General features: G+C 72.8%; 21 protein-coding genes. 11 read left to right on the plus strand and 10 right to left on the minus strand.

What is annotated here, in order from left to right; translation table 11 throughout:
* Positions 1–22 precede the first annotated feature (22 nt).
* From BS83_RS46775 to BS83_RS32460, 3 genes are read left to right on the plus strand one after another with little or no spacing between them, the layout of a single operon-like run.
* Complete coding sequence (locus BS83_RS46775; RefSeq protein WP_198035350.1) at positions 23–265, plus strand: hypothetical protein; 243 nt, start codon at positions 23–25, stop codon at positions 263–265.
* Positions 220–747 (plus strand): thiocyanate hydrolase subunit gamma, encoded by a 528-nt coding sequence (gene scnC / locus BS83_RS32455; RefSeq protein WP_198035351.1) that lies wholly within the window; start codon positions 220–222, stop codon positions 745–747. The genes BS83_RS46775 and scnC overlap by 46 nt, the downstream gene beginning before the upstream one ends.
* 17 nt (positions 748–764) lie before the next feature.
* The gene (locus tag BS83_RS32460; RefSeq protein WP_037607023.1) at positions 765–1,127 is read left to right on the plus strand and encodes a hypothetical protein; all 363 of its coding nucleotides are present in this window, start codon (positions 765–767) and stop codon (positions 1,125–1,127) included.
* 30 nt (positions 1,128–1,157) lie between these two features.
* Here BS83_RS32460 and BS83_RS32465 read toward each other — a convergent pair whose 3' ends face one another.
* Positions 1,158–2,384, minus strand: coding sequence for an MFS transporter (locus tag BS83_RS32465; protein WP_037607024.1), 1,227 nt, complete (start codon positions 2,382–2,384; stop codon positions 1,158–1,160).
* 176 nt (positions 2,385–2,560) lie between these two features.
* On the opposite strand from BS83_RS32465, the gene BS83_RS32470 reads away from it, so the two are divergent.
* A complete protein-coding gene (locus BS83_RS32470) occupies positions 2,561–3,400 on the plus strand; it encodes a class I SAM-dependent methyltransferase (protein WP_037607025.1) in 840 nt (279 codons plus the stop codon).
* A 198-nt stretch (positions 3,401–3,598) separates the two neighbouring features.
* Positions 3,599–5,557: a S53 family peptidase gene (locus BS83_RS32475; RefSeq protein WP_037607026.1), complete on the plus strand. Its 1,959-nt coding sequence runs from the start codon at positions 3,599–3,601 to the stop codon at positions 5,555–5,557.
* Here the strand turns inward: BS83_RS32475 and BS83_RS47985 are convergent.
* Genes BS83_RS47985 through BS83_RS32495 form a run of 4 tightly spaced genes read right to left on the minus strand, consistent with a single transcriptional unit; the run spans position 5,545 to position 11,383 of the window.
* A complete protein-coding gene (locus BS83_RS47985; protein WP_037607027.1) occupies positions 5,545–7,623 on the minus strand; it encodes an ABC transporter ATP-binding protein in 2,079 nt (692 codons plus the stop codon). The two genes, BS83_RS32475 and BS83_RS47985, sit on opposite strands and share 13 nt — an antisense overlap.
* A 44-nt stretch (positions 7,624–7,667) precedes the next feature.
* Positions 7,668–8,603 carry an ABC transporter permease gene (locus tag BS83_RS32485; protein WP_037607028.1) on the minus strand — a complete coding sequence of 312 codons (936 nt, stop codon included), beginning with the start codon at positions 8,601–8,603 and terminating at the stop codon, positions 7,668–7,670.
* Positions 8,590–9,543, minus strand: coding sequence for an ABC transporter permease (locus tag BS83_RS32490; protein WP_037607029.1), 954 nt, complete (start codon positions 9,541–9,543; stop codon positions 8,590–8,592). Before BS83_RS32490 ends, BS83_RS32485 begins: the two co-directional genes overlap by 14 nt.
* A gap of 10 nt (positions 9,544–9,553) precedes the next feature.
* On the minus strand, positions 9,554–11,383 hold the full coding sequence (locus BS83_RS32495; protein ID WP_198035353.1) for an ABC transporter substrate-binding protein: 1,830 nt from the start codon (positions 11,381–11,383) through the stop codon (positions 9,554–9,556).
* A 424-nt stretch (positions 11,384–11,807) separates the two neighbouring features.
* On the opposite strand from BS83_RS32495, the gene BS83_RS32500 reads away from it, so the two are divergent.
* Positions 11,808–12,692: a hypothetical protein gene (locus BS83_RS32500; RefSeq protein ID WP_037607032.1), complete on the plus strand. Its 885-nt coding sequence runs from the start codon at positions 11,808–11,810 to the stop codon at positions 12,690–12,692.
* A 69-nt stretch (positions 12,693–12,761) separates the two neighbouring features.
* Here the strand turns inward: BS83_RS32500 and BS83_RS32505 are convergent, their stop codons facing one another.
* Complete coding sequence (locus BS83_RS32505) at positions 12,762–13,679, minus strand: polysaccharide lyase (protein ID WP_198035354.1); 918 nt, start codon at positions 13,677–13,679, stop codon at positions 12,762–12,764.
* A gap of 79 nt (positions 13,680–13,758) precedes the next feature.
* Positions 13,759–14,610 (minus strand): NAD-dependent epimerase/dehydratase family protein, encoded by an 852-nt coding sequence (locus BS83_RS32510; protein ID WP_051944441.1) that lies wholly within the window; start codon positions 14,608–14,610, stop codon positions 13,759–13,761.
* Positions 14,611–14,739: 129 nt separating this feature from the next.
* Here BS83_RS32510 and BS83_RS32515 point away from each other — a divergent pair, with 129 nt between their 5' ends.
* Both BS83_RS32515 and BS83_RS32520 read left to right on the plus strand, forming a co-directional pair.
* Positions 14,740–15,696, plus strand: coding sequence for a 5-dehydro-4-deoxyglucarate dehydratase (locus BS83_RS32515; protein WP_051944442.1), 957 nt, complete (start codon positions 14,740–14,742; stop codon positions 15,694–15,696).
* The gene (locus BS83_RS32520) at positions 15,693–16,862 is read left to right on the plus strand and encodes a hypothetical protein (protein WP_051944443.1); all 1,170 of its coding nucleotides are present in this window, start codon (positions 15,693–15,695) and stop codon (positions 16,860–16,862) included. Before BS83_RS32515 ends, BS83_RS32520 begins: the two co-directional genes overlap by 4 nt.
* Positions 16,863–17,046: 184 nt before the next feature.
* On the opposite strand, the gene BS83_RS32525 is transcribed toward BS83_RS32520, so the two are convergent.
* The 3 genes from BS83_RS32525 to BS83_RS32535 are packed head-to-tail and all read right to left on the minus strand — an operon-like array spanning position 17,047 to position 19,861.
* A complete protein-coding gene (locus BS83_RS32525; protein WP_037607035.1) occupies positions 17,047–17,649 on the minus strand; it encodes a 3'-5' exonuclease in 603 nt (200 codons plus the stop codon).
* A 43-nt stretch (positions 17,650–17,692) separates the two neighbouring features.
* Positions 17,693–19,024 carry a glucarate dehydratase family protein gene (locus BS83_RS32530; RefSeq protein WP_051944444.1) on the minus strand — a complete coding sequence of 444 codons (1,332 nt, stop codon included), beginning with the start codon at positions 19,022–19,024 and terminating at the stop codon, positions 17,693–17,695.
* A 57-nt stretch (positions 19,025–19,081) separates the two neighbouring features.
* Positions 19,082–19,861 (minus strand): IclR family transcriptional regulator, encoded by a 780-nt coding sequence (locus tag BS83_RS32535; protein ID WP_037607037.1) that lies wholly within the window; start codon positions 19,859–19,861, stop codon positions 19,082–19,084.
* A gap of 154 nt (positions 19,862–20,015) precedes the next feature.
* Here BS83_RS32535 and BS83_RS32540 point away from each other — a divergent pair, with 154 nt between their 5' ends.
* From BS83_RS32540 to BS83_RS32550, 3 genes are all read left to right on the plus strand, one after another.
* Positions 20,016–21,263, plus strand: a complete 1,248-nt coding sequence (locus tag BS83_RS32540; protein ID WP_051944445.1) for a serine/threonine-protein kinase — start codon at positions 20,016–20,018, stop codon at positions 21,261–21,263.
* Positions 21,242–22,633, plus strand: a complete 1,392-nt coding sequence (locus tag BS83_RS32545) for an MFS transporter (protein ID WP_198035355.1) — start codon at positions 21,242–21,244, stop codon at positions 22,631–22,633. Before BS83_RS32540 ends, BS83_RS32545 begins: the two co-directional genes overlap by 22 nt.
* A 151-nt stretch (positions 22,634–22,784) precedes the next feature.
* Positions 22,785–23,972, plus strand: coding sequence for a 4-hydroxybenzoate 3-monooxygenase (locus tag BS83_RS32550; protein WP_037607038.1), 1,188 nt, complete (start codon positions 22,785–22,787; stop codon positions 23,970–23,972).
* The last annotated feature ends 6 nt before the right edge of the window (positions 23,973–23,978 follow it).

The following is a 23,978-nucleotide window of genomic DNA, read 5'->3' on the forward strand; positions in this document are numbered from 1 at the left end:
GGCAGGAGCTGAGGTCAGCAAGATGGGGACGAGTGCCGAGCACGGCGGGAGCGCCCACGACGGGACGCACGCACCGATGGTCGAGGAGATCACCGACTTCGAGGTGCTGGAGATCGCGCTGCGCGAGCTGGCCATCGAGAAGGGGCTGTTCACGGCGGAGGATCACCGCCACTACACGGAGTGGGTCGAGCAGATGGGGCCGGCCCCGCCGCCCGGCTGGTGGCCAGGGCGTGGCTCGACCCGGCCTTCAAGGAGCTGGCGCTGACGGACGCGCTCGCCGCCAGTCGGGAGGTCGGAGTCGACTGGCTGCACGACCCGCCGACCGGTTTCGGGGCTCCGAGCGACTTCACGCTGCTGCACGTGCTGGAGGACACCCCCACGCTGCACCACGTGGTCGTGTGCACGCTGTGCTCCTGCTATCCGCGCCCGATCCTCGGCAACTCCCCCGAGTGGTACCGGACGCCGAACTACCGTCGCCGCATCGTGCGCTGGCCCCGCCAGGTCCTGGCCGAGTTCGGCCTTCACCTTCCCGAGGACGTCGAGGTCCGGGTCGAGGACTCCAACTCCAAGCACAGGTTCCTCGTGCTGCCGGTCCGCCCGGAGGGAACGGAGGGCTGGAGCGAGGACCAGCTCGCCGAGATCGTCACCCGCGACTGCATGATCGGCGTCGCCCTCCCCCGGCCCGGCGTGACGTCGAACGCGCCTCGCCCCGAACACGCCGCCGCCCGGCCGATCGCCGGCCACTGACTCACCGAGGACTTCGGATGTCGACCAACCAGGACATGAGCACCGTGCCGACGCTCGACCGCATCGTGGAACGCGGCCAGGTGTGGCCGCGGATGGCGCAGAAGTACGGCGTCGCCAATCCGGTGCCACCGTGGAAGTCGAGCCTGGACGGGATGTGCGACGCGCTGGACAGGGAGGCGACGACGCTGCCGCCGCTCTCCCGGCGCGACGACGAGGACCGTCTCTCCCGAGGGGCGTACCGGGCACTCCCCTTCCCGGAGAGCCAGCTCGTCGCACTGGCCCACTCCCTCGTCACCAGGGGCGTGATCGACGAGGACGCGCTGGCCGCCCGGATGGACTCCGTGCGCGCACGGCTGGAAGCCCAGCCCGCCTGCAGATGACTCCACCCGCCGCCCGGCCCGGACCTGGCGTCAGGACAGCGGCGCGGACCCGCGGGGCCGGCCTCCGAGCCGGCTGAGGACCGCGGCGACGACCGCGAAGGCGGCGGCGGAGATCAGCAGCGTGGGGTAGCCGAAGCGGTGCAGCACCGGGCCGCCGACGAAGCCGGCCAGTGACAGGCCGACGAACAGGGCGCTGTTGTTCCAGGACAGCATGGTGGTCGCGGCGTCCGGGAAACGGTCCACCAGCCGCCGCTGCTGCGCCGGGAACATGGCGTAGGCGACCAGGGCGAACGGGGCCAGGGTGACGATCAACGCCAGGGTCCCCGGGAAGGCGAGCGCGACCAGCACCTCCAGGAAGGCGGTGCCCAGCAGGGTGGCGGTCACCACACGTGCCGCGCCCAGCCGGTCGGCGGCGCGGCCGCCGGTCAGGCCGCCGACGACGGCCCCCACCCCGTAGGCCACCAGCAGCAGCGGCACGTCGCCGCCGTGACCGTGCGACTCGCAGGCCACGGCGAGGAAGGTGTACAGGGCGTAGACGGCCAGCGCCCAGCAGGTGGTCACCGCGACGGCGAGCAGGGTGTCGCGGAAGGCGCCGACGTCGGGGGAGGCGTGCTGCGGCGCGGGCGCGCCCGCCTCCGGCGGGCCGGTGGGCGGCCAGGCCCGCAGGTGAGGAACGGTCAGCACGGCCGTGGCGCAGGCGAGCACGACGAACACCTGCCGCCAGCCGATGTGGGTCCCCAGCAGCGCCCCGAGCGGCGCGCCCACCCACAGGGCGGTGAGCAGGCCCGAGCCGACGACGGCGAGCACCTGCCCCCGGCGCTCGGGCCTGGCCCGCAGACTGGTCAGCGTGTAGACGGTCGGGCCGGTCGCGGCGCCGGCGACCCCGGCGACCACCCGCATGACGATCAGCGTCGCGAAGTTCGGAGCCAGGGCGGTGCCGATGTTCGCCGCCGAGAACAGGGCGAGGGCGGCCACCAGCACCAGCCTCCGGTCGGTGCGGTCGGCCACCCGTCCGAGCAGGGGCGCGGCGACGACGTAGGCCAGCGAGAAGGCGGTGACGGTCAGGCCGACCTGCGAGGTCGAGACATGGAAGGCGCGCGAGAGCTCGGGCAGCAGGGGGGAGACCACGAAGAGGTCCGTGCCGACCAGGAACTGCGTCACCCAGGCGAGACCGATCTGACCGCCGGTGATGCCGGCCCGGCGGTCCTGTGCGGGATCGTCGCCCGGTTCGGGGGAGGTGGAGGAGCGCTGCTGCACATCCGCCAAGCTAACCCGCTCCCCCTCCCGTCGCCGGGCGGCTCGCAGGGGCCGCCATCCGGGTCGGATCGCACGGCCGAACGGTCGGAGATCGGCCTTCCGCCGCTGGTGGCGTGCGCTGCCACGGCATGCCTTGAGTCGGTACGACGCCGCCCCGCCTTCGGGAAGGACCTCCAGTGGACGACGAGCCGGACCGCGACCCGGACCACGAGCCCGGCCACACGCCGGACCACGGGCACTACGGAGCCGACCTCTTCTCCCCCGAGCAGACCGGGGAGGGAGCGCGCATCGACCACGGTGCGCTGGCCTACGACGCGGCGACGCGCGCCCGGCTGACCGCACTGGGGGTCGGACCGGGTTGGCGCTGCCTCGACGTGGGCGCGGGCACCGGCACGATCAGCCGCTGGCTGGTCGACGCGGCCGGGGTCCACGAGGTGCTGGCCGTCGACCGGGACCCACGCTTCGTGGGAGCCCGCGCGGGCGACCGGCTGCGGACGATGGCCGCCGACATCACCGGCCCGGCCCCGCTGCCGGGCCGCTTCGACCTGGTCCATTGCCGTTTCCTGCTCATGCACCTGCGCGGCCACGCCGAGGTGCTGGCCCGGCTGGCCGACCTGGTGGCGCCCGGCGGCTGGCTGGTCGTCGGCGACGCCGTCGACCTGACCACCGCGGTCTCGCCGCACGACGCCTACCGGCGGACCATGGCGGCCATGTGGCGGGTGCTGGGCGAGCGGATCGGCACGGACATCACCTGGGTGACCCGGTATCCGCAACTCCTGCGCGATCTCGGGCTGGCCGACGTCGGCGCGGAGATCATCGTGCCGCCGCTGACTGTCGACGCGCCAGTCACCGCCTTCTGGCAGGAGACCTGGCGCAGCATGCGCGACGCACTGGAGTCCGGTGCGTCGCTGGGCCCGGACGAGCTCGACGCCGCCCTGGACTACCTGTCCTCGCCGGAGCTGGCCGACCTCTCCCCCGGCATGATCACCGCCTGGGGCCGCCGTCCGCCCGGATGAACGGCGGACCCGAGCGGCGCGACAACTCGAACAGGTGAACCCACGGCCCGGCCGTCAGGCGCGTGGCGGTATCGGAAGGGCGCGGCGGCCCTGTGCACCGCACGCTCGGAGGGGGAGTCCCAGCACCGGTGAAGGACACCGGTGGTGACGACCACTCCGACTGATCCAGTGACAGATACCGATCCGGAAAGGCCTTCCATGCGCAAGGGTGTGTCAACTCGGGGGTTGGGCGTCGTCGCCGCAGCCGTGCCCCTCATCGCTGCGGCGTTTCTTCCCGGTACGCCGGCCCTCGCGGCGTCGCAGCAGCGGGCCGTGCTCGACGGAACCCATCCGACCTGGGCGCGGCCGGACACGGACCGCGGACCGGTCAGCGCCGCCACCCCGGTCACCGCCAGGGTCTATCTCGCCGGGCGCGACTCCTCCGGTCTCGAGGCGCTCGCCCAGGACGTGTCCGACCCGGCGTCGCCGCGCCACGGACAGTTCCTGACCACCCAACAGGTTCGGGAGCGCTTCGGAGCCGACGCGCGGCAGGTGGCCGCAGTGCGGGCCTGGCTCACCTCGGCCGGACTGACCGTGACCGGCGCCAACGAGCACTACCTGACCGTCAGCGGGGACGCCGCGCACGCCCAGCGGGCCTTCCAGGCCAGGCTGCGGTCCTTCCAGCACGACGGCCGGGTCTACCGGGCCCCCGCCGACGACCTGTCCGTGCCCGCCGAGGTCGCCTCCGCGGTGCTGACGGTGATCGGCCTGAGCGACGCGCCGAGCGTCGTCCACCACGACACGGTCACCCCGGCCGACACCCTGCCGGGACCGGCCCCCGCCTTCGTCAACGCCGGACCCTTCTCCAGCTACTACGGCCAGCGCACGGCGACCGGGACCCCGCCCGCCTACGGGCGCGTCCAGCCCTACGCGATCAGCGGCTACACCGGGAGGAACCTGCGCGCCGCCTACGGCGCGACCGCCGCCCGGCTGACCGGCAAGGGCGTGACCGTCGCGGTCGTGGACGCCTACGACTCGCCGACCATCGGCGACGACGCCGCGACCTACGCCGCACGGCACGGTGACGCCCCCTACGGCAGGGACCAGCTGCTGCGCTACGACCCGGCCCAATGGACCCAGACCGCGGAGAACCAGTGCGACGCCCGCGGCTGGTACGGCGAGCAGACGCTGGACATCGAGTCGGTCCACGCGATGGCGCCGGCGGCCAGGATCTCCTACGTGGGCGCCTCCTCGTGCGACGACCCCGACCTGATCGACGCGCTCGACCGCGTGGTCGACCGCCACCTCGCCGACATCGTCAGCAACTCCTGGGGAGAGCCGGAGAACGCCTCCGCGCCCGCCCTGGACAAGGTCTACAAGCAGATCTTCCTGCGCGGCGCCGCCGAGGGCATCGGCTTCTACTTCTCCAGCGGGGACAACGGCGACGAGCAGGCCGCCAGCGGTCAGAAGCAGACCGACATGCCCGCCTCGCTGCCGTGGGTGACGGCTGTCGGCGGTACCGCGCTGGGCATCGGCGCGAGCAACAACTACGGCTTCGAGACCGGCTGGGGCACCGAGAAGACCCTGCTCGCCCCCAACGGCGCCTCCTGGTCGCCGACTCCCCCCGGACCGTTCACCAGCGGCGCCGGCGGCGGTACCAGCGCCCGCATCGCCCAGCCCCGCTACCAGCGCGGGGTCGTCCCCGCCGCGCTCGCCGACCTGAACGGCCGACGCATGCGGGTGGTGCCGGACATCGCGGCGGTCGCCGACCCGAACACCGGCTTCCTGGTCGGGCAGACCCAGACCTTCCCTGACGGCTCGGTGAGGTACAGCGAGTACCGCATCGGCGGGACCAGCCTCGCCTGCCCGGTCATCGCCGCCCTGCAGGCACTGGCCCAGCAGGACCACGACCACCCGATCGGCTTCGCCAACCCGGCGATCTACGCCCGCTACGGCCACGGCCTCTACCACGACGTGACCGACCACCCCTTCGGTCCGCGTACCGAACTGGCCGAGGTCCGCAACGACTTCACCAACGGGGTGGACGCGAGCGGCGGCATCGCCACCTCGCTGCGCACCCTCGGCCACGACTCCTCGCTGCACGCCACGGTGGGCTACGACGACGTCACCGGCGTCGGCACGCCCACCGAGCGGTACCTGCGCTCCTACGAGCGCTGACCCGCCGAGGCCCCGGCCGGGGCCTCGGCCAGCGGCGGCCTGAGCGGGAAGTGGCAGGCCGCCGTGTGACGCGGACCGAACGCGCGCAGGAGCGGCTGCTCCTGCGCGCAGCGGTCCTGGGCCAGCGGACAGCGGGTGCGGAACCGGCAGCCCGAGGGCGGGTCGACCGGGCTGGGCAGTTCCCCGCTGATCCCCTCCCCACGCTTGGACCGTTCCTGACCGGGGTCGGGCACGGGGACGGCCTTCAGCAGCCCGGCGGTGTACGGGTGCGCGGCACGCAGATGGATGTCGTCGGCGGTACCGACCTCGACCATCCGGCCCAGGTACATGACGCCGATCCGGTCGGCGAGGTACCGCACCACGGCCAGGTCGTGCGAGATCACGACGTACGACAGGCCGTGCGCGGCCTGGAGCCGGTTCATCAGGTTGAGCACCTGGGCCCGGACGGACACGTCCAGGGCGGAGACCGGCTCGTCGGCGACGATCAGCTTGGGGGTGAGCGCGAGGGCACGGGCCAGGCCGATGCGCTGGCGCTGGCCGCCGGAGAACTCGTGCGGGTACAGCTCCCCGCTGTGCGGGGGCAGGCCGACCTCGGCGAGCAGTTCGGCGACCCTGGCCCGCTGCTGCCGGGCGGTGCCGATGCCCTGGATCTGCAGGGGCTCGCGCAGGATCCCGCCGACCCGCATCCGTGGGTCGAGCGAGGAGAACGGGTCCTGGAACATCATCTGCAGGTCGCGGCGGCGGCTCCGCAGTTCGCGCCCGCGCAGGCGGCCGAGGTCGGTGCCGTCGAGCGTCACCGTGCCGCTGTCGGTGCGGTCCAGACCGACCAGGATCCGGCCGAGCGTGGTCTTGCCGCAGCCCGACTCGCCGACCAGCCCGAAGGTCTCCCCGACGTCCAGGGTGAGCGAGACGCCGGAGAGCGCGTGGACGACGCGTCGGCCACTGCCCGGCAGCCGTGTGCCGCGGACCGGGAACTCCCTGACCAGGTCGCGTGCATCGAGCAGTGGCCGGCCGACGACGGGTTCGGGCGCGGCGGCGGGACGCGGGGTCGCGGCGGCGGACTCCGGCGGCAGCGGGCCCTCCGTGGGATGCCAGCAGGCGTACCGGTGGCCGCCGTCCCGGCCCGCCTCAGTGTCGGGGCCGGTGAGCTGCGGCTCCTCGGCCCGGCAGTGGTCGTCGGCGTACGGGCACCGCTCCGCGAAGCGGCACCCGCCCGGCGGGTCGGCGAGGTCCGGCGGCATGCCGGGGATGGTGGGCAGCTGCCGCGACGGGTCCTGGTCGAGCCGGGGCACCGAGGCCAGCAGGCTCTGGGTGTAGGGGTGGCGCATGGCGCGGAAGAGCCGGTCCGTCCCGGTGCTCTCCGCGATGCGGCCCGCGTACATGACGTTGACCCGGTCGGTGTGGCCGGCGGTGACCCCCATGTCGTGGGTGATCAGCACGACGGCCATGTCGAGCCGGCTCCGCAGATCCTCCAGCAGGGCCAGGATCTGGGCCTGGATGGTGACGTCCAGGGCGGTGGTCGGCTCGTCGGCGATCAGCACCCGGGGCTCGTTGGCCAGCGCCATCGCGATCAGCACCCGCTGGCGCAGGCCGCCGGAGAGCTGGTGCGGGTAGTCGCGCAGGCGCTCGCGCGGATGCGGCAGGCCGACCAGGCCGAGCACCTCGGCGGCCCGCTCGTTCGCCTCCGCCCGGCTGCAGCCGCGGTGCAGCAGGACGGACTCGGCGACCTGGTGGCCGATGGTCCTGGTCGGGTCGAGCGAGCTCATCGGGTCCTGGAAGACCATGGCGATGTCGTTGCCGCGCACCCGCCGCAGTTCGCGGTCGGGCAGCCCCACCAGCTCGCGCCCGTCCAGCCGGATCGAGGAGCCTTCGACGATCCTGCCGCCGGGCGGCAGCAGGCCCATGACCGACAGTCCGGTCATGGACTTGCCGCAGCCGGACTCGCCGACCAGGCCCAGGGTCTCCCCCGCCTCCAGCGTGAAGGACACGTCGTCCACGGCCCTGACGACGCCACGTCGGGTCCGGATGTGGGTGGTGAGGTTCCTGACCTCAAGGAGCGGTGGCATGCGTGGGGTCCTCGGATCCGTCGGGGGGTTCTGCGGCGTCGCGGTCACGGACGTCGGGTGCGGGCGTCCAGTGCGTCGTGGATCGCGTCGCCGATCAGGTTGAAGGCCACCACGGTGACGATCAGGATCGCGGCGGCCGGGTAGACCTGCCACCAGTAGCCGTCGTAGAGCGAGTTGAGGCCGGCCGAGAGCATCGAGCCCCAGTCGGCATGGGGCGGCGGCAGACCGAGTCCGAGGAAGCTGAGCGCGGAGAGCGTGAGGATCGAGTCGGCGATGGTGAAGGTCGCGCTGACGATGATCACGCCTGCGGCGTTCGGCACCAGGTGCCGCAGCACGATGCGCCGCCCGGTGCCGCCCATCATCCGGGCCGCCTGGACGAACTCCCTGGTGCGCAGGGTGAGCACCTCGCCCCTGACCAGCCGGGCGGCCCCGAGCCAGGACAGCAGCGAGAGCAGCAGCACGATTCCCCACAGCGTGGGGGTGAACATGCTGACCATCATCAGCAGCAGGACGATGCCCGGCACCGCGAGGAAGGTGTCGATGACCCGCATCATCACGGCGTCGACGACGCCGCCCAGATGCCCCGCGATCGCCCCGTACAGGGTGCCGATGACGGTCGTGGTGACGGCCACCGCGAAGCCGAGTTCGAGCGAGGACTGACCGCCCGTCATCAGCCGTCCCAGCACGTCGTACCCGGAGGCGTCGGTGCCCAGCGGGTAGCCGCCGCCGGGGGCCAGGTCGGCGAGGTCCAGCCGGACGGTGATCTGGTCGGTCCGGTAGAGCAGCGGGCCGAGGAAGCAGAACGCCGCCACCAGCGCGACCAGGCCGAGGCCGACCTGGGACCGCCGGTTCTGCAGGAAGGCCGCCGCGGCGAGCCGCCCGCCGCCGCGCGGCGCCGCCGACCCGGCGGAGACGTGCGTGGGCGCTTCGGGCAGCGGCGTCGCTCCGGGTGGGGCACCCAGGGGTTCAAGCGTCGACATGGCGGATCCTGGGGTCGAGGAGGCTGTAGGCGATGTCGGCGAACAGGCTGCCGAGGACGGTGGCGACGCCGACCACCAGGGTCGACCCGAGCATGATCGGGTAGTCCTTGCTGGTGGCCGCCTGGTAGAAGAGCAGCCCCATGCCCGGGTAGTTGAACACCGACTCGGCGATCACCGCGCCGGCCACGATGCTCGGGGCCGACAGGCCCAGCACGGTGATCACCGGCAGCAGCGAGTTGCGCAGCACGTGCCGGCTGAGCACCAGCCGCTCCGGCAGCCCCTTGGCGCGGGCCACCTGGACGTAGTCCTGCCCGAGTGTGGTGATGGCCGAGGCCCGCATGTACCGGCTGAAGCCGGCCACGCTGACCAGGGTCAGCGTGACCACCGGCAGCACAAGGCCGCGCGGGTCGGCCAGGATCCCGGCGACGGAGTCCGCCTGCGGCGCCTGGGAGGGCAGCAGGTGCAACTGCACCGAGAAGATCGCCACCAGCACCAGGGCGAAGAAGAAGTCCGGCATCGAGTACAGCACGAAGGACACGACGGTGAAGACGTGGTCCGCGAAGCGCCCTCGGCGCACCGCCTGGAAGATGCCCATCGGCAGCGCGACCGTGAGCGCGAGCAGGGTGGACAGCCCCAGCAGCAGCGCGTCGCGCGGCAGCCGCTGCGCGATCAGCGTGGACACCGGCTGCTGCAGGGAGAAGGAGACGCCGAAGTTGCCCTCGGTCACCTGCTTCACGTAGGTGACGAACTGGGCCGCCAACGGCCGGTCCAGGCCGTTGGCCGCGTTGAAGACCGCGATCCGCTCGGCGGTGGCGCGCGTCCCGAGGGTGGCTCGGGCCGCGCTGCCGGGGACCAGGTGGATCATGAAGAAGGTCAGCACCACGACGCCGACCACCACCACGACCGCCTGGCCGATCCTGCGGAGGAGATAGACGGTCACCGGTCACCGCTCACGAGGTGTACGCCCAGTCCTCGAAGTTCTGCCCGCCCGAGAAGGGGTTGAGCGGCACGACGCCCTGCAGCTTGGTCCGGTAGACCAGGATGCCCTCGCGCAGCGGCAGCCAGAGCCACGGCAGCTGCTGGGCGGCGTAGTCCTCGTACTGGGTGAAGGTCGCCGCGGAGGAGCCGTACTCGGTGGCCTTGATCAGCTGGTCCATCCGCGGGTCCGAGTAGCCGCCGGAGTTGCCGTTGCCGCCGGTGTCGAAGAATCCGGTGCCGTTGGGGTAGAGCGAGTAGGGCTCGTAGCCGAACTCGGCGAGCTGCCAGCCGCACCCGGAGGCCGGGTGGGACGAGGCGGTGCAGGTGCCGACCTCGCTGATCAGGGTGTTGAACGGCTCCGACTTGAGGTTGACGGTGATGCCGGCCTGCGCCTCGGAGGACTTGATGGCGGCGTTCTGCACGTCCGTGGTGGCCCGGCCCGAGGAGTACACCAGGTTGAAAGTCAGGGCCTGTCCGGCGTTGATGCCGGCTCCGCACTGCGAGGGGCCGGTTCCCGGACTGGCGCAGGTCGTGGTCCCGCCGGGCGCCACCTTCCAGCCGTGGGCCTGGAGCAGCGCCGTCGCCTTGGCCGGGTCGTACGGGTAGGGACCGCCGGACTTCTCCAGCGGCGAGGCCCACGCGTCGGCCGCCTTGACCGGCACCGGGCCGTTGCCGGGGTCGGCGTAGCCGTTGTAGACCTTGGCCACGATCTGGTTCCGGTCGATCAGGTACTCCATGGCCTGACGGATGTACAGCTGCCGCAGCAGCGGACCGACCTGGGCGTTGTACAGGTTGGGAATGATCTCGGCGACGCCGGGGATCGGCACGCTGGCGATGGAGTAGCCGCTGGACTCCAGCGCCTGCGCCTGCTTGATGTCGTTCAGCGGGAGCGAGGCGACGTCGAGGGAGCTGCCCGAGCGCAGGGCGTTGATCTCGGGCGTGTCCGTGGTGAACGGCGAGAAGGCGACCTTGTCGAGGGCCGACTTGGCGCCGGAGTACCCGGCGTTGGGCACGTAGCTCCAGTAGCCGTTGCTGCGGAACTCGGACAGCTTCCAGGGCCCGTCGACCACTTGCCACAGCGGGTTGCTCGCGAAGCTGGTCGTCTTCGCCCCCTCCTGCTGCAGGTAGGCGTAGACGGCCTTGGCTCCGGCGGTGGTGGTGTCGTTGTCGCCGACCGCGCCGGTCGCCGAGGTCTTGTCCCAGGCGTGCTGCGGCAGCAGCGGGACGGTGCTCAGCACGTCGTCGGTGTAGAAGTCGGGATTGTAGGCCTGTGTCAGGTCCAGCACCACGGTGTGGGCGTCGGGGGTGGACACCGCCGAGACGTCCTCGGGGAAGAGCCCGACCAGGTGGGCGCTCCAGTTCGCGGCGTTCGCCTTCAGCAGGTTGTAGACGAATGTGAAGTCCCGGCTGGTGACCGGCTTGCCGTCGGACCAGTTCCAGCTCTTCAGCGTGATGGTGACCCGTTTGTCCCCGTTGGACCAGACCAGGGAGCTGAACAGGCTCTTGTTCTTGTTCACCACCGAGGAACCGCCGTCGCCCGCGTAGACGAGGAACGGCCACATGGGCTGGGTGAGGTTGACGTTCCATCCGTTCTGGTTGGTCGCCGGGGCGAACGGAAAGACGAAGTCGGGCTGGGCGCCCACCTGCGCGATGGTGACCGTGCCGCCCTGCTTCACCGGGCCCTTCTTCGCCGTGGCGTTCTCACCACTGCTGATCGGCCCACCGCCGCTGCTGCCCGAGCACCCGGCGACCGCCATCGCCAGTACCGTCGCGGCGGCCGCGACTCTCACTCCCTGCCCCACCCGCATGACTCTCCCTTGTCTTCCGCCGGCGCATTCCGTTGCATCCACAGCAAATCGGACGAAACTGCATGCCCATGACATCCGCTGGGCGCGATTTACCCCTGGGATGCATGGTTCATGCGCGGATTACCTCGCGATCCTTCGCCGCGTTCGGGCCGCCGTGATCACGTTCCATTGATAGCAGCGGCCCACAGCCGGGCTCAATGCTCTGAATATTGCAGGATTGCGAAATATCCCAACGGCGCCGAGGGACCCGCTCTGAGCAGGCACGAAGTCGCGCCGGGGAGCAACCGCCCCGCCCTCCGGCGCGTCAGGACCGTTGAAGCAGGCGCCCGGTCTGGCCCGGGCGGCGCGCTTCGGTTCTTGACGTCCGCCGTCCTGCAATCCCGCATGCGGCCTTCAATTGATGAAGCGACAGGAAAACATGAATCGATCGGACGGTATCCGGGCTTCCCGGCGGGGTCGGCGGCTCGGCCGCTCGGCCTCGACGGCACTGGCCGCGACGGGCGGCCTGCTGGCCGCCGCGACGGCCCTGGCGCCCGCCGCGCACGCGGGCCTCGACGCCCCCATGTCCACCCAGTTCGACCAGCACTGCGTCACCCTCAACGGGGTTCCGACCGACGAGATCACGGTCAACGTCGAGAATCTGGGCCCGCAGTCGGGCATCACCTCGAACGGCGTCGTCGTCGCGTACACCACGGCCACGCCCGGGAACGTCGTCGACCACACCGCCAGCTCCGGTGCGGCGTTCGACCCGACCAGGAACAACACCACCTTCACCTTCGCGGTCCCCAACCCCAGCGCCGCCGACACGCTCACCGTGCGCGTGACCGGGTTCTGGAACTCCCCGACCGAGCCGTCGGCCACCGACAGCTTCTCGGCCCCCGTGGTCAACTGCGCCACGGCCGGATCGCCCGGATCGGCGGTGTTCGCCGCGAGCTCCTGGCCGTTCAGCTCGGCGTCCGCCACCGCGACCTGCGGCGTGCGCTTCATCCGCATCTTCAACGGGGGCTGGATCCGCATCCCCTGGGAGACGATCGCGGTGCACGTCGGCCCCGACTTCAAGAACACGACGGGCAGCGCCCTCGCGGGCATGCCGGTCTGGGCCGACTACTGGACCGACGGCGGCAGCACCGGATACACCCAGGGCGCGACGAGCACCTTCGACTCCAACGGCAACGCCACGCTGACCTTCACCGTCACCCCGACGGCGGGCACGGAGCTCAACCTCATGGTGAGCTCCCGCAGCAACGGCGTCTGGGGCAACCGCACCTTCCCGCAGCACCTGTGGGCTCCCGCCTGCGGCTGACCGGGAGACACGAGGGCCGCTCCGCCCGCTGTGCGGCGGGCGGAGCGGCCCTGGCCGGAGCGCGGTCGATCAGTGCTGGACGCCCGTCGACAGCGAGAAGTCGGCGAAGAACGCGTGGGTCCTGACGTGCGGGCCCCAACTCGTGTCGTGGCCGCCGTAGAAGGTGGAGAAGAAGACACCGCTGAACGGGATCGACCCGATCCCCGAGGCCGCCCCCGCGAAGGTGGCCGCGTGCCCGCCGTCGAACCAGACCGTGACGTCGCCGGTACGGCGGTTCACCGACTGCTCGACGGTGTGCCACTTCCCGTCGGCGAGCCACTTCCAGTCGCCGACGCCGAGGTCGACGCCGTAGCCCGTGGGGCCCGCGTTCGTCGGGGTGTAGAGGTAGACCTCGCCGTTGTCGGGCGTGCCACCCACGCCGCGCCACATGTACCGGGTCGACCAGCCGTCGCCGTGGTCGCCGCCGGACTCCTGGCCGATGGCGCCGCCGTAGAGGCCGGGGAGCTTGCCCGCCTTCCCCCAGTCGTAGCCGACGGGGAACCTGAGGTGGTACTTCAGGTCGAGCGTGGCCGACGCCGCCAGGGCGGACCCGCCGGCCAGGGCGCTCAACCGGGTGTAGAACTGCGCGCCGCCCGGATTCGGGCAGTCGCCGCACGAGGGCGCGGAGGAGCCCGCACCGTAGGAGACCTCCAGGGTGCTTCCGTCGCCGGGCGCGGCGGAGTCCCTGACGACCTGGACGTCGCCCTGACCCCAGGAGCCGGTGGAGGTCCAGCCCCAGGCGGACTTCCAGGCGCCGGAGCCGTAGCCGGTGAACTGACCGGTCCACGCGGCGGCATGGGGGGCGGCGGCGTGGGGGGCGGTGGCGGCGGCGTCCGCACTGGGACCGCCTAAGGCGAGGCCGAGCAGGCCGGTCGCGACCAGCGCGCCGACGCCGGCGGCCGCCGCGGGCAGGGCCCGGCGGCGGGGACGGTGGGTGTGGGGGGACATCTGACTCCTTCTGTCGCGGGGGTGGGGCCCCGGTCGGTTCTTGACGGGAGGTGGGTTCATGGCGGGCGGGCCCGCGGGCTCACAGCCGGTCGGCGTCGAACTCGGCCGCGGTGAACGGTCCGCCCACGTGGGCGAAGACCGGATCGTCGGCGGGCGGCTCGCCGTGTGCGGCGAGGACGGCCGCGGCGTGCCGCTCGGCGTCGTCGGCCGGCTCGTAGCCGAGCGCGCGGGCCTCGTCCAGGGAGACCCAGCCGCCGCGGGTGTTCCGCGAGACGCCGTAGACGATCCGGTAGCCGGGCTTCGGCGCGGTGAGGCAGGCCTCCAGCAGGCGGCCGCAGTCGTCCGGCGAAAGCCAGGTGGACAGGGCCCGGGCGTCGGGCGGCTCGGTGCAGCAGGTCATGATCCGGACGCAGACGACGTCCAGGCCGTAGCGGTGGTGGTAGAGCGCGCCGAGCGCCTCCCCGGCGGCCTTGGAGACGCCGTAGTAGGTGTCCGGCAGCGGCGGCGTGGCCGCGGTGAGCGGGTACTCGTCAGGGGTGCGGTAACCGACTGCGTGGTTGGAGGAGGCGAAGACCACCCGTGGCACGCCCGCCCGGCGGGCGGCCTCGAAGACGGTGCAGGTCCCGTTGATGTTGACGTCGAGAATGTCCCGCCAGGGCGCCTCCACCGAGATCCCGCCCAGGTGGACGACGGCGTCGACGTCCGCGCAGGCCCGCTCCATCGCCTCGGGGTCGGTGACCGAGGCCCGCACGAACTCCTCCGCCTCGGCCGGCTCCAGTTCCACGGTGTCGAGCAGTCGAAGGATCCGGCCGGGCCGGGCCAGCCGCGGGCGGATCAGCGTGCCGACGGCGCCTGCCGCGCCGGTGACCAGGATGCGGGACACGGCTCTCCCTCTTCGCTCTCGCGGGTGGGGTGGTGCGTTGCCGCCCATGGTCACAGAAGATCAGCGCGTTCACAAGAACAACTTGTGTTCATATATGCGAACGCTGCCGCCTTGACCGGCGTCCAAGCACGAGCCTAGGCTGGTTGATGTTCACGTTCATGTACGAGGTTTGTGTACATGACCCAGAAGGGATCCGCGCCCGTGACCGCACTCCCCTCCGCCTCCCTGCCGCGACGGCTCGACGGTCTGCTCTTCTTCCCCGTGACCGCCTTCGACCGCGACGGCGCCTTCGATCCTGACGGCTACCGGGCGCATCTGGAGGCCAGGCTCGCCGACGGACCTGCGGCCGTCTTCGCCGCGTGCGGCACCGGCGAGTTCCCCGCCCTGGCCCCCGCCGAGTACGAGCGGTGCCTGCGGGTCGCGGTGGAGACCACCGCCGGCCGGGTGCCGGTCGTCGGCGGCTCCGGCTACGGCACGGCGCTCGCGCTGGAGTACGCCCGCGCCGCCGAACGGGCGGGCGCCGACGGCCTGTTGGTGCTGCCGCCGTACAGCGCGGAGATCGGTCAGGAGGGGCTGCTGCGGCACTACACCGCACTGGCCGAAGGCACCCGCCTGGACCTGGTGCTCTACCAGCGCGACCAGGTGGCCTTCACCCCGGACACCGTCGCACGGCTGGCGGCCCTGCCCGGGATCGCCGGCTTCAAGGACGGCCGCGGCGACCTCGACCTGATGCTGCGCATCGTCAGCGCGGTCCGCAGCTCGGGGGCGGAGGACTTCCTCTTCTTCAACGGCATGCCGACCGCCGAGATGACCCAGCAGGCCTACCGGGCGATCGGGGTCCCGCTCTACTCTTCCGCGATCTTCTGCTTCGCCCCCGATCTGGCCCTCGCCTTCCACCGCGCACTGGAGAAGGACGACACGGCGACGCTGGCCACCCTGACCGAGGTCTTCCTGCGCCCCTATGTCGAGCTCCGTCGGCTCCGTCCCGGCTACGCGGTGTCCCTGGTCAAGGCCGCGACCCGGGCCGTCGGCCATCCGGTGGGCCAGGTCCGCGCGCCGCTCACCGAGCCCGAACCCGAACATCTGGACACCCTGCTGACCCTGGTGGACCGGGCCAGGGAAGCCCTGCGGTGAACCGGAACGGACGGGCGGTCGTCGGCGTCAGCCTGTACCCCTGGGACGCGGTCGGCGACCCGGACTGCGCCGCCAGGATCCGCTCCCTCGGCGCGGGACAGGTCAGCCTCGCCGCCGCCTACCACACCGTGCGCGCCCTGACACCGCACCATCCCCGGCACAAGGTGGTCACCGCCGCCCACTCCGCCGTCTACTACCGCCCGGATCCCGACCGTTGGGAGGAGTCCGGCACCCCGCTGCGACCCGCCGCCGCGGCCTGGGCGGAGGACTCCTTCGGACCGGCCGCCAGGGCCCTGGGCGACGCGGGGCTCGACGTCCTCGCCTGGGTGATCCTCGCCCACAACCAGCGCCTGGGCACGCTGCACCCGAGCGCCGCGGTGGTCAACGCCTACGGGGACACGTATCCGTGGGCACTGTGCGTCGCCCGCCCCGAGGTGCGCCGCTACTGCGCCGCGCTGGCCGCCGAGGCGGCCGCCCAACCAGGGCTGTCCGGTCTGGAGTTGGAGTCCTGCGGCTGGTACGGCTTCGACCATCTGCACGCCCACGACAAGACCGCGGGCCTCCCGCCCGCCCCGCTGGCGCGCCTGCTCCTCTCGCTCTGCTTCTGCCGCCACTGCGCGGACGCCTACCGCGCGACGGGCCTCGACGCCCGGGAACTGCGCCGACTGGTCCGCGAGGAGCTCGACGCCGTCCTTGCCGGAACGGCGGAGGACGGCCGACTCCCCTCCGACGTCCTGGCGGCCGTCTCCCGCATGCGTACCGACACCGCCGGGCGGCTGCGCGGCGAGGTGCTCGCGGCGGTGCACGCCGAACGCCCCGGCCTCCCGGTGCTGCTGCACACCCAGCCCGACCCGCTCGCCCTCGGCGCGAACCCCGGCGTCGCGCCGTCCGAGCTCCACGACACCGCGGCCGGCCCGGTCCTCCCCTTCCGTAACCGTTCCGCCGAGGCCCTCGACGCCGTCCGCGCCTACGCAGGCCGGGACCGCCGCGTGGTGGCGGGCGTCGCAGCCGTCTCCGGCCTCGGCGCGGACCTGCCCGACCTCGGCTCCTGGTGCGCCGACCTGCTCGCCGCGGGCGCGACCGAACTCCGCCTCTACCACGCCGGCCTGGCCTCCCCCCAGGACCTCGCCGCGGTCCGCACGGCGGTGGCCGCCCTGGCCGGGTGACGCCCGGGATCCCTCACGCCCCCGGCGGCGCGCGGCCGACCCGGCCGTCCACGCCTCTCCAGGCTGTCCGGTGACCCGCGCGGCGTCCTCAGCCCCGGCCACCCGACGCCCGGCGGAGCGCCGCCCGACCCGCCGTCAACGGACCGCCGCCCTGTCGATGAGCGACGGAGCCCGTCGGAGACGGTCAGACCGGAGCGGAACTCCTGGTCGCGCCGGTCCGGCGGGGCGGCCAGGCGTCGCGTCCGGAAAGGTGGAGGACCAGTCCGGCGATGTTCCACGCGTCGTCCCCGCCCCGGTGGTGGCGGCCCTCCAGCGGTCGCCCGGCGATCTCCAGGGCCCGTGCCATGCCGGGGCGCTTGCGCAGCCCGTAAGCCTCGGTGAAGACCGCCTTGGCGTTGGTGTGACGGCGCCCGAAGGGATAGGGCACTCCGGTGGCCTGACACTGCCGGGTGAACTGGTGGCGGTCGTAGTCGCCCCAGCTGACCCACGGCCGGGAGCCCGCGTGGTGCTCGGCCGCCAGCAGCCGGCACGCCTCGGCGAAGCCGAGCCCCTGGTCCACCCGGTCCTGCGTGAGGCCGGTCAGCTCCGTGCAGAACGCGCTGACGGTGGAGCGGTCGGGCCGCACCAGGATCCCGCGGCGGGCGATCCGCTCGCCCGCGTCCAGGTCGACGACGGTCAGCCCGATCTCGATGATCTCGCCGACCGCGCCGGGCGGCGCGTCCCCCGCCCAGCAGGTCGCTTCGACGTCCACGACGTTGACGAGGTGCTCCGACCAGGTGCTGTCCATGGCGGGCAGCGTAGGCAGGCGGGACGGGCCGAGCACCTGGTTTTCAGTAGCGGGGAGACTTCCGCACCCAGGTCGGATCGGCCAGCACCATGCCGACCTGGTCGTCGCGGTGGCGGATCCCGCAGTCGAGGTACTGGCGGTGGAGCCGGGCGAGGGCGTCGCGGTCCAGCTCGACGCCCAGGCCCGGGCCGCTGGGGACCGTGAGGGAGCCGCCGGACCAGCGCAGCGCGCCCGGTCGGACCAGGTCCTCGCGCTGCCAGGGCGAGTGGGTGTCGCAGGCGTAGTCCAGCGCGGGGGTGGCGGCCGCCAGATGGGTCATGGCCGCAAGGGAGATGCCCAGGTGGGTGTTGGAGTGCATCGACATGCCCCAGCCGAAGGTCTGGCAGATGCCGGACAGCCGCTGGGTGGCCCGGAAGCCGCCCCAGTAGTGGTGGTCGGTCAGCACGACCGCGACCGAACCGAGCGCGGCCGCCTCCGGCACCTCCTCGAAGGAGGTGACGCACATGTTGGTCGCCAGCGGCAGCGAGGTGGCGCGGGCGACGGCCGCCATGCCGGGGTTGCCCGCGGTCGGGTCCTCCAGGTACTCCAGCAGACCCTCCAGCCGCGGGGCGATCCGCTGGGCGGTCCGCACCGACCAGTTGGCGTTGGGGTCGAGTCGCAGCGGGTGGTCGGGGAAGGCCTCCCGCAGTGCGACGACGGCCTCCACCTCCTCCTCGGGCGCGAACACGCCGCCCTTGAGCTTGAGCGAGCGGAAGCCGTAGGCGTCCACCAGGCGTCGCGCCTGGGCGACGATGCCCTCGGCGTCCAGCGCCTGGCCCCAGTCGTCGTCAGGGAATCCCTCGGGCGCGGCGCCCTCGGGGTGCGTCGCCCAGCGGTAGAACAGGTAGGCGCTGAACGGCACCGACTCCCGCACCGCCCCGCCGAGCAGGTCGCAGACGCGCAGGCCGGTCGCCTTTCCCTGGACGTCGTAGCAGGCCACCTCGAAGGCGCCGGCCGTCTGCGCCACGGACTTCTCCCGCGAGGCCACGCCGATCAGGTCGGTGGGCGTGTCCACCGTGACCGAGCCCAACGCCCGCGCCACGCGCAGCGCGAGGCCGTTGAGATCGAACACGTCGAGCCCGACGAGGGCCGGGGCGGCGGCCCGCAGGTTGGCGAGGACGGGGTCGTCGCCGTAGGTCTCCCCCAGGCCCACCAGACCGGCGTCCGTGCGGAGTTCGACGATCGCCCGCAGCTGGTACGGCTGGTGCACGCCGGAGGCGTTCAGCAGGGGCGGATCGACCACGGCGACGGGAGTGACGACGACCTCGGTGACCTTGGGCGTACGCACCGGCTGCCCCTTTCGGCGTTCATGTACATGAACGGAAGACAGTGACATGAACAGCCTAGGAGCGCCCCACTCCCCTGACAAGGCCCCCGGCCGGACCGCGGCCCGCTACAGGTGCCGGGTCGCCAGCGCCAGCCGCTGGCGGGCGGCGAGCAGCGCGTCGCGGATCATCTGCTCGCGGCCCGGCGTGAGGCGGGCGACCGGGACCGAGCAGCTGACCGCGTCGCGCGACGGGGTCCGGTAGGGGATGTCGACGGCGAAACAGCAGAGACCCACCGTGTTCTCCTCGCGGTCCATGGCGTAACCGCGCTCCCGGATCACGTGCAGGTCCTCGATCAGCGCGGACCTGCTGGTGTGGGTGTGGTCGGTCAGGGGCTCGAGCCGCTCCGGCAGCAGTCGCTCCACCTCGGCGTCGGTGCAGGTGGCGAGCAGGGCCTTGCCGAGCGAGGTCGCGTAGGCCGGCAGCCTCCGGCCGACCCGGGTGAAGGGGCGCAGGTAGTGCTGGGAGGCACGGGTGGCCAGATAGACCACGTCGGTGCCGTCCAGGCGGGCCAGGTGGATGGTCTCGGTGGTCTCGTCGGCCAGCCGGTCCAGGACCGGGCGGGTCGCGGCGACCACCTCGTCGCCGTCGATGTAGGCCGTGCCGACCAGCAGCGCCCGCATGCCGATGCCGTAGCGGGTGCTCGTCAGGTCGGTCTCCACCCAGCCGAGCTCGACCAGGGTGCGCAGCAGCATGTACAGGCTGCTCTTGGGGTAGCCCAGCGCCTCCTGCACCTCCGCCAGGCTGTGCAGCCCCGGCCGCCCGGCGAAGAACTCCAGGAGCTCGACCGTGCGCACGGCGGACTTGACGTTGGCTCCGGCGGATGCGGCGGGGGTCGGCAGCGCCATCGGGCCACCCTTCCGGTTCACAGGCTTGGACTGCGTTCAATATAGCCCGCGGACCAGGTCAGGAAGAGTGGTGCGAGAGCCCGCCCCCGGGCCCGACCGTAGCGGCCCCGGGGATTCGGTACCGGTTTCCGGCACCCTCAACTATGTTGCTGCCGTGGACCAACTGATCGCGGGGGATCCGGCATCCATCGGCCCGTACCGACTCATCGCACGGCTGGGCGCAGGCGGCATGGGCCTGGTGTACCTGGGCCGTTCCGACGTCGGACGGACCGTCGCCGTGAAGGTGGTCCAGGCCGAACACGCCCAGCACCCCGAGTTCCGCAGCAGGTTCGCCCGCGAGGTGGAGGCCGCCCGACGCGTGGGCGGGCACTGGACCGCCGCCGTGCTCGACGCGGACACGGGTGCGGCCACCCCCTGGGTGGCGACGCAGTACATCCCCGGACCCGACCTGCAGACGGTGGTGAAGAAGGACTTCGGCCCGCTGCCCGAGCACTCGGTCCGGGTCCTCGCCAACCGTCTGGCCCTGGCCCTCCAGGCCGTGCACGCCGCGGGCCTGGTCCACCGCGACCTGAAGCCGTCCAACGTCCTGGTCACCGTCGACGGACCGCGCGTCATCGACTTCGGGATCGCCCGGGCGATGGACACCCTGCTCGGCACCAGCCTGGCGACCAGCACCGGCATGCTGCTCGGCTCGCCGGGCTTCATGTCCCCCGAGCAGGTGCGCGGCCTCGAACTCACCGGCGCGAGCGACGTGTTCTGCCTCGGCGCGGTGCTCGTCCACGCGGCCACCGGCCGCCTGCTCTTCGGCGCGGGCAGCAGCGGGCTCAACGCCCACCTGTTCCGGATCGCGGAGGAGGAGGCGGACCTGTCCGGGGTGCCGGACTCGCTGGTCGGCCTGGTCGCCGAGTGCCTGCGCAAGGACCCGGCCGAGCGGCCGACCCCGCAGCAGATCGCCGACCGGACCGCGCACGCGACGGCGGACGAGGAGTGGCTCCCCGGTCCCGTGCTGGCCCAACTGGGGAGGCATGCCGCCCAGTTGCTTGACTTCGCGCCCGCCGCGCCACCCACCGCGCCACCTGCGGACGCGCCCGCCGCGCCGGTCGTGCCGCCGCAGCACCAGCCCGTCCCGCCGCAGCTCCAACCGCAGGAGCCCCTGCGCCTGCCGCAGGCGCAGCCGCTGGTCCCGGACCACTACGGGCATCTGCCGCAGCCCTCGCCCCAGCCGTGGGCCGCGCCGCCCGGCCCCCGCCGCAGGCGCCGCCGGCGGGACAGTTCGGGGGGCTACCCGGCCAGTACCCGCGGGCCTGGTCCGGGGCCGAGGCACAGGTCGGGCCCGAGGACGGGCCGCCGCCGCATCCGCGCCGCTGGGGCGGCCTCCTGGTGGTCGCGCTGGCCCAGCTGACGGTGCTCGCGGGCGCGACCGCCTCCAACATCGCCGTTCCGACCATCGTCCGCGATCTGCACATGTCCAGCGGCGACACGGCGCTGGTGTCCACCCTCTACCTGCTCGGCTTCGGCGCCCTGCTCTTCGCGGGAGGGCACGTCGCGGACCACGTCGGACGCCGGACCACCCTGGTCGTCGGGCTGCTCGGCTTCGCCCTGGCCTCCGCGATCGCCGGACTGGCCCCCGGCTTCCCGGTCCTGGCCGGCGCCCGGCTGCTGCAGGGAGGTGCGGCGGCGCTGGTCAGCGCGGCCGGGCTCGCCCTGGTGAGCACCGGATTCACCGATCCGAAGGAGCGGGGCCGGGCCTTCGCGGTCTACGGCGCGATCGTCGCGGGCGGCTCGACCCTGGGGCTGCTCACCGGCGGCTGGCTGGTGGAAGAGCTCAGCTGGCGCATGTGCTTCTTCGTCGCGGTCCCGGTCGCCGCCGTCGCCGTGGTCGGCGCGTTCACCCTGCTGCCGGAACACCGGGGCCCATCCGGCGTCCGCCCGGATCCGGTCGGCCTGCTGTTGGGCTGCCTCGGGCTCGCCGCCGTCCTGGGCGGCGTCAACCAGGCGCCCTCGCACGGCTGGACCGCCCCGCTCACTCTCGTCCCCACCGCGATCGGCGTCGCCCTGCTCGCGGGCCTGGCGTGCTGGCTGACGGCGTCGGGCGGATCCTCCATGCTGCCCCATCCGTTCCGGGACAGGAACCGCGTCGGCTCCCTGCTCGCCCTCACGCTCGCGGGCGCGGGCCTGCTGGTCCTGCTCACCGCCCTGACGTACTGCCTGCAGCAGACGTTCGGCTACACCCTGCTGGGAACCGGAGCCGCCTTCCTGCCGATGGTCGCCGCGATCACGGCGGCCGCCGCCCTCGGATCGACCGGACCGCTCCGCGGCCTGGCCCCCGGATTCACCGTCGCGGGGGGTCTGCTGCTCGCAGCGATCGGGACGGCGCTGCTGACCACCCTCCAGCCGCAGACCGGCTACGTCACCGGGATACTGCCCGGCCTGGTCCTGGCGGGCCTCGGCATCGGCCTGGCCTGGCCGTCGATCCTCGCGACGGCGACCGCCGGAAGCCCCGACCGCTTCGCCGGAGCGCTCGGGGCGACCGTGACCGCCACCCAGCAACTCGGCACGGCGCTCGGCGCGGCCTTCTTCGCCGCCTACCTGACCGGCCGGACCAGGGACCTGAACGGGCACCTGAACCAGGTCCCGACCCCGAGCGCGATCCCGAGACTCTTCCTCCAGTTCTGCACCGACGCCCTCTGGTGGGCGACGGGCGGCCTGGTGCTCGCCGCCGTCCTCGCCGCCGTGCTGGCCACCGGCAGGAGCGGTAGGGCCGACTCCTGAGGCTGTTTCTCCCAATTCGCTCCGCTTTGGGGTCATACGGGTGAATCTCGTCCGACCTTGATCTTTCCGACACTTATGATCCACTTTCATGTCGGACGGACAGAGATCTTTAACGGCCGTTTCCCCAACGGCTGATGACGCCACCACGGACGTGGTGGTCCTCGGCGCGGGACCGGCCGGGCTGGTGCTGGGCAACCTGCTCCTGGCGGCCGGGGTCGACTGCGTCATCCTGGAGCGCGCGGAGCGCGGCGACCTGGCGAGCCGGGCGCGCGCCGGGTTCCTCGGCGCGGAGACGGTGCGGATCCTCGACCGCCACGGACTGGCCGAGGGTCTGCACCGGCACGGGAGGCCGCACGCCGTCTGCGAGTTCCGCAGCGAGGACGGCCGGTTCCGGCTGGACTACGCGGGCCTCGGGCGCGGCGACCGGCACACCGTCTATCCGCAGCAGGACCTGGTCGCCGATCTGCTGGCCCAGTACCTGGACGCGGGCGGACGGGTGCGGTTCGGGACCGAGGCCCGCGCCGTGCTCGGCGCGGACGGCGACCGGCCCACGGTCGAGGCGCGCGGTGCGGACGGCCGCCCGGAACGCTGGCGGCCCAGATACGTCGCCGGATGCGACGGCCGGCACGGCGCGGCACGACGCTCGCTGCCGCCGCAGGCGGTCCGCCGCCGCCACCGGGACCACGGCGTCTCCTGGCTCGCCCTGCTCGCCGAGGCCCCGCCGAGCCTGGACGCCGTCGGCTACGCGGTGCACGAGCGGGGCTTCGCCGGACACATGGCCCGCACCCCCGAGGTCACCCGCTACTACCTGCAGTGGCAGCCGGGAGAGGCGGCCGGGTCCTGGTCCGAGGAGCGGATCTGGGACGAGCTGGCGCTGCGGATGCGCGCCGCCGACTACGGCCCGCTGCGCCGCGGACGGATCGTCCAACGCACGGTCGTGGACCTGGAGTCGGACGTGCTGGAGCCGCTACGGCACGGCTCGCTGTTCCTGGCCGGCGATGCCGCGAGCCTGCTCAGTCCCTCCGCCGCCAAGGGCGCGAACCTCGCCGTCCTGGAGGCGGAACTGCTCGCCCTGGCCCTGGTGGACGACCTCGTCCACGGCGACCCCGCCGGGCTGGACAGCTACTCGGCCGCCTGTCTGGACCACGTGTGGCGGGCCCAGGAGTTCTCGCACTGGATGATCCAACTGCTGCACACCCCGCGGGGAACCGGCGGAGCGGGCGGCGAAGGCACTGGCGAAACGTTGTTTCACGACGCCCTGCGGCGCAGCCGGCTCCAGTCGCTGCGCACCTCCCGCACCCATCAGGACTGGTTCGCCGAGAACTACGTCGGCCTGTGACGACCG

It is taken from the genome of Streptacidiphilus rugosus AM-16 (genome assembly GCF_000744655.1).
GTDB lineage: Bacteria > Actinomycetota > Actinomycetes > Streptomycetales > Streptomycetaceae > Streptacidiphilus > Streptacidiphilus rugosus.

Coding starts and splice junctions, on each gene's coding strand:
- BS83_RS32515 (WP_051944442.1), top strand. CDS start 14,740: ATGACCCAGAAGGGATCCGCGCCCGTGACCGCACTCCCCTCCGCCTCC.
- BS83_RS32485 (WP_037607028.1), bottom strand. CDS start 8,603: ATGTCGACGCTTGAACCCCTGGGTGCCCCACCCGGAGCGACGCCGCTG.
- BS83_RS32505 (WP_198035354.1), bottom strand. CDS start 13,679: ATGTCCCCCCACACCCACCGTCCCCGCCGCCGGGCCCTGCCCGCGGCG.
- BS83_RS32530 (WP_051944444.1), bottom strand. CDS start 19,024: ATGTCACTGTCTTCCGTTCATGTACATGAACGCCGAAAGGGGCAGCCG.
- BS83_RS32525 (WP_037607035.1), bottom strand. CDS start 17,649: ATGGACAGCACCTGGTCGGAGCACCTCGTCAACGTCGTGGACGTCGAA.
- BS83_RS32460 (WP_037607023.1), top strand. CDS start 765: ATGTCGACCAACCAGGACATGAGCACCGTGCCGACGCTCGACCGCATC.
- BS83_RS32535 (WP_037607037.1), bottom strand. CDS start 19,861: ATGGCGCTGCCGACCCCCGCCGCATCCGCCGGAGCCAACGTCAAGTCC.
- BS83_RS32500 (WP_037607032.1), top strand. CDS start 11,808: ATGAATCGATCGGACGGTATCCGGGCTTCCCGGCGGGGTCGGCGGCTC.
- BS83_RS46775 (WP_198035350.1), top strand. CDS start 23: ATGGGGACGAGTGCCGAGCACGGCGGGAGCGCCCACGACGGGACGCAC.
- BS83_RS32510 (WP_051944441.1), bottom strand. CDS start 14,610: ATGGGCGGCAACGCACCACCCCACCCGCGAGAGCGAAGAGGGAGAGCC.
- BS83_RS32475 (WP_037607026.1), top strand. CDS start 3,599: ATGCGCAAGGGTGTGTCAACTCGGGGGTTGGGCGTCGTCGCCGCAGCC.
- BS83_RS47985 (WP_037607027.1), bottom strand. CDS start 7,623: ATGCCACCGCTCCTTGAGGTCAGGAACCTCACCACCCACATCCGGACC.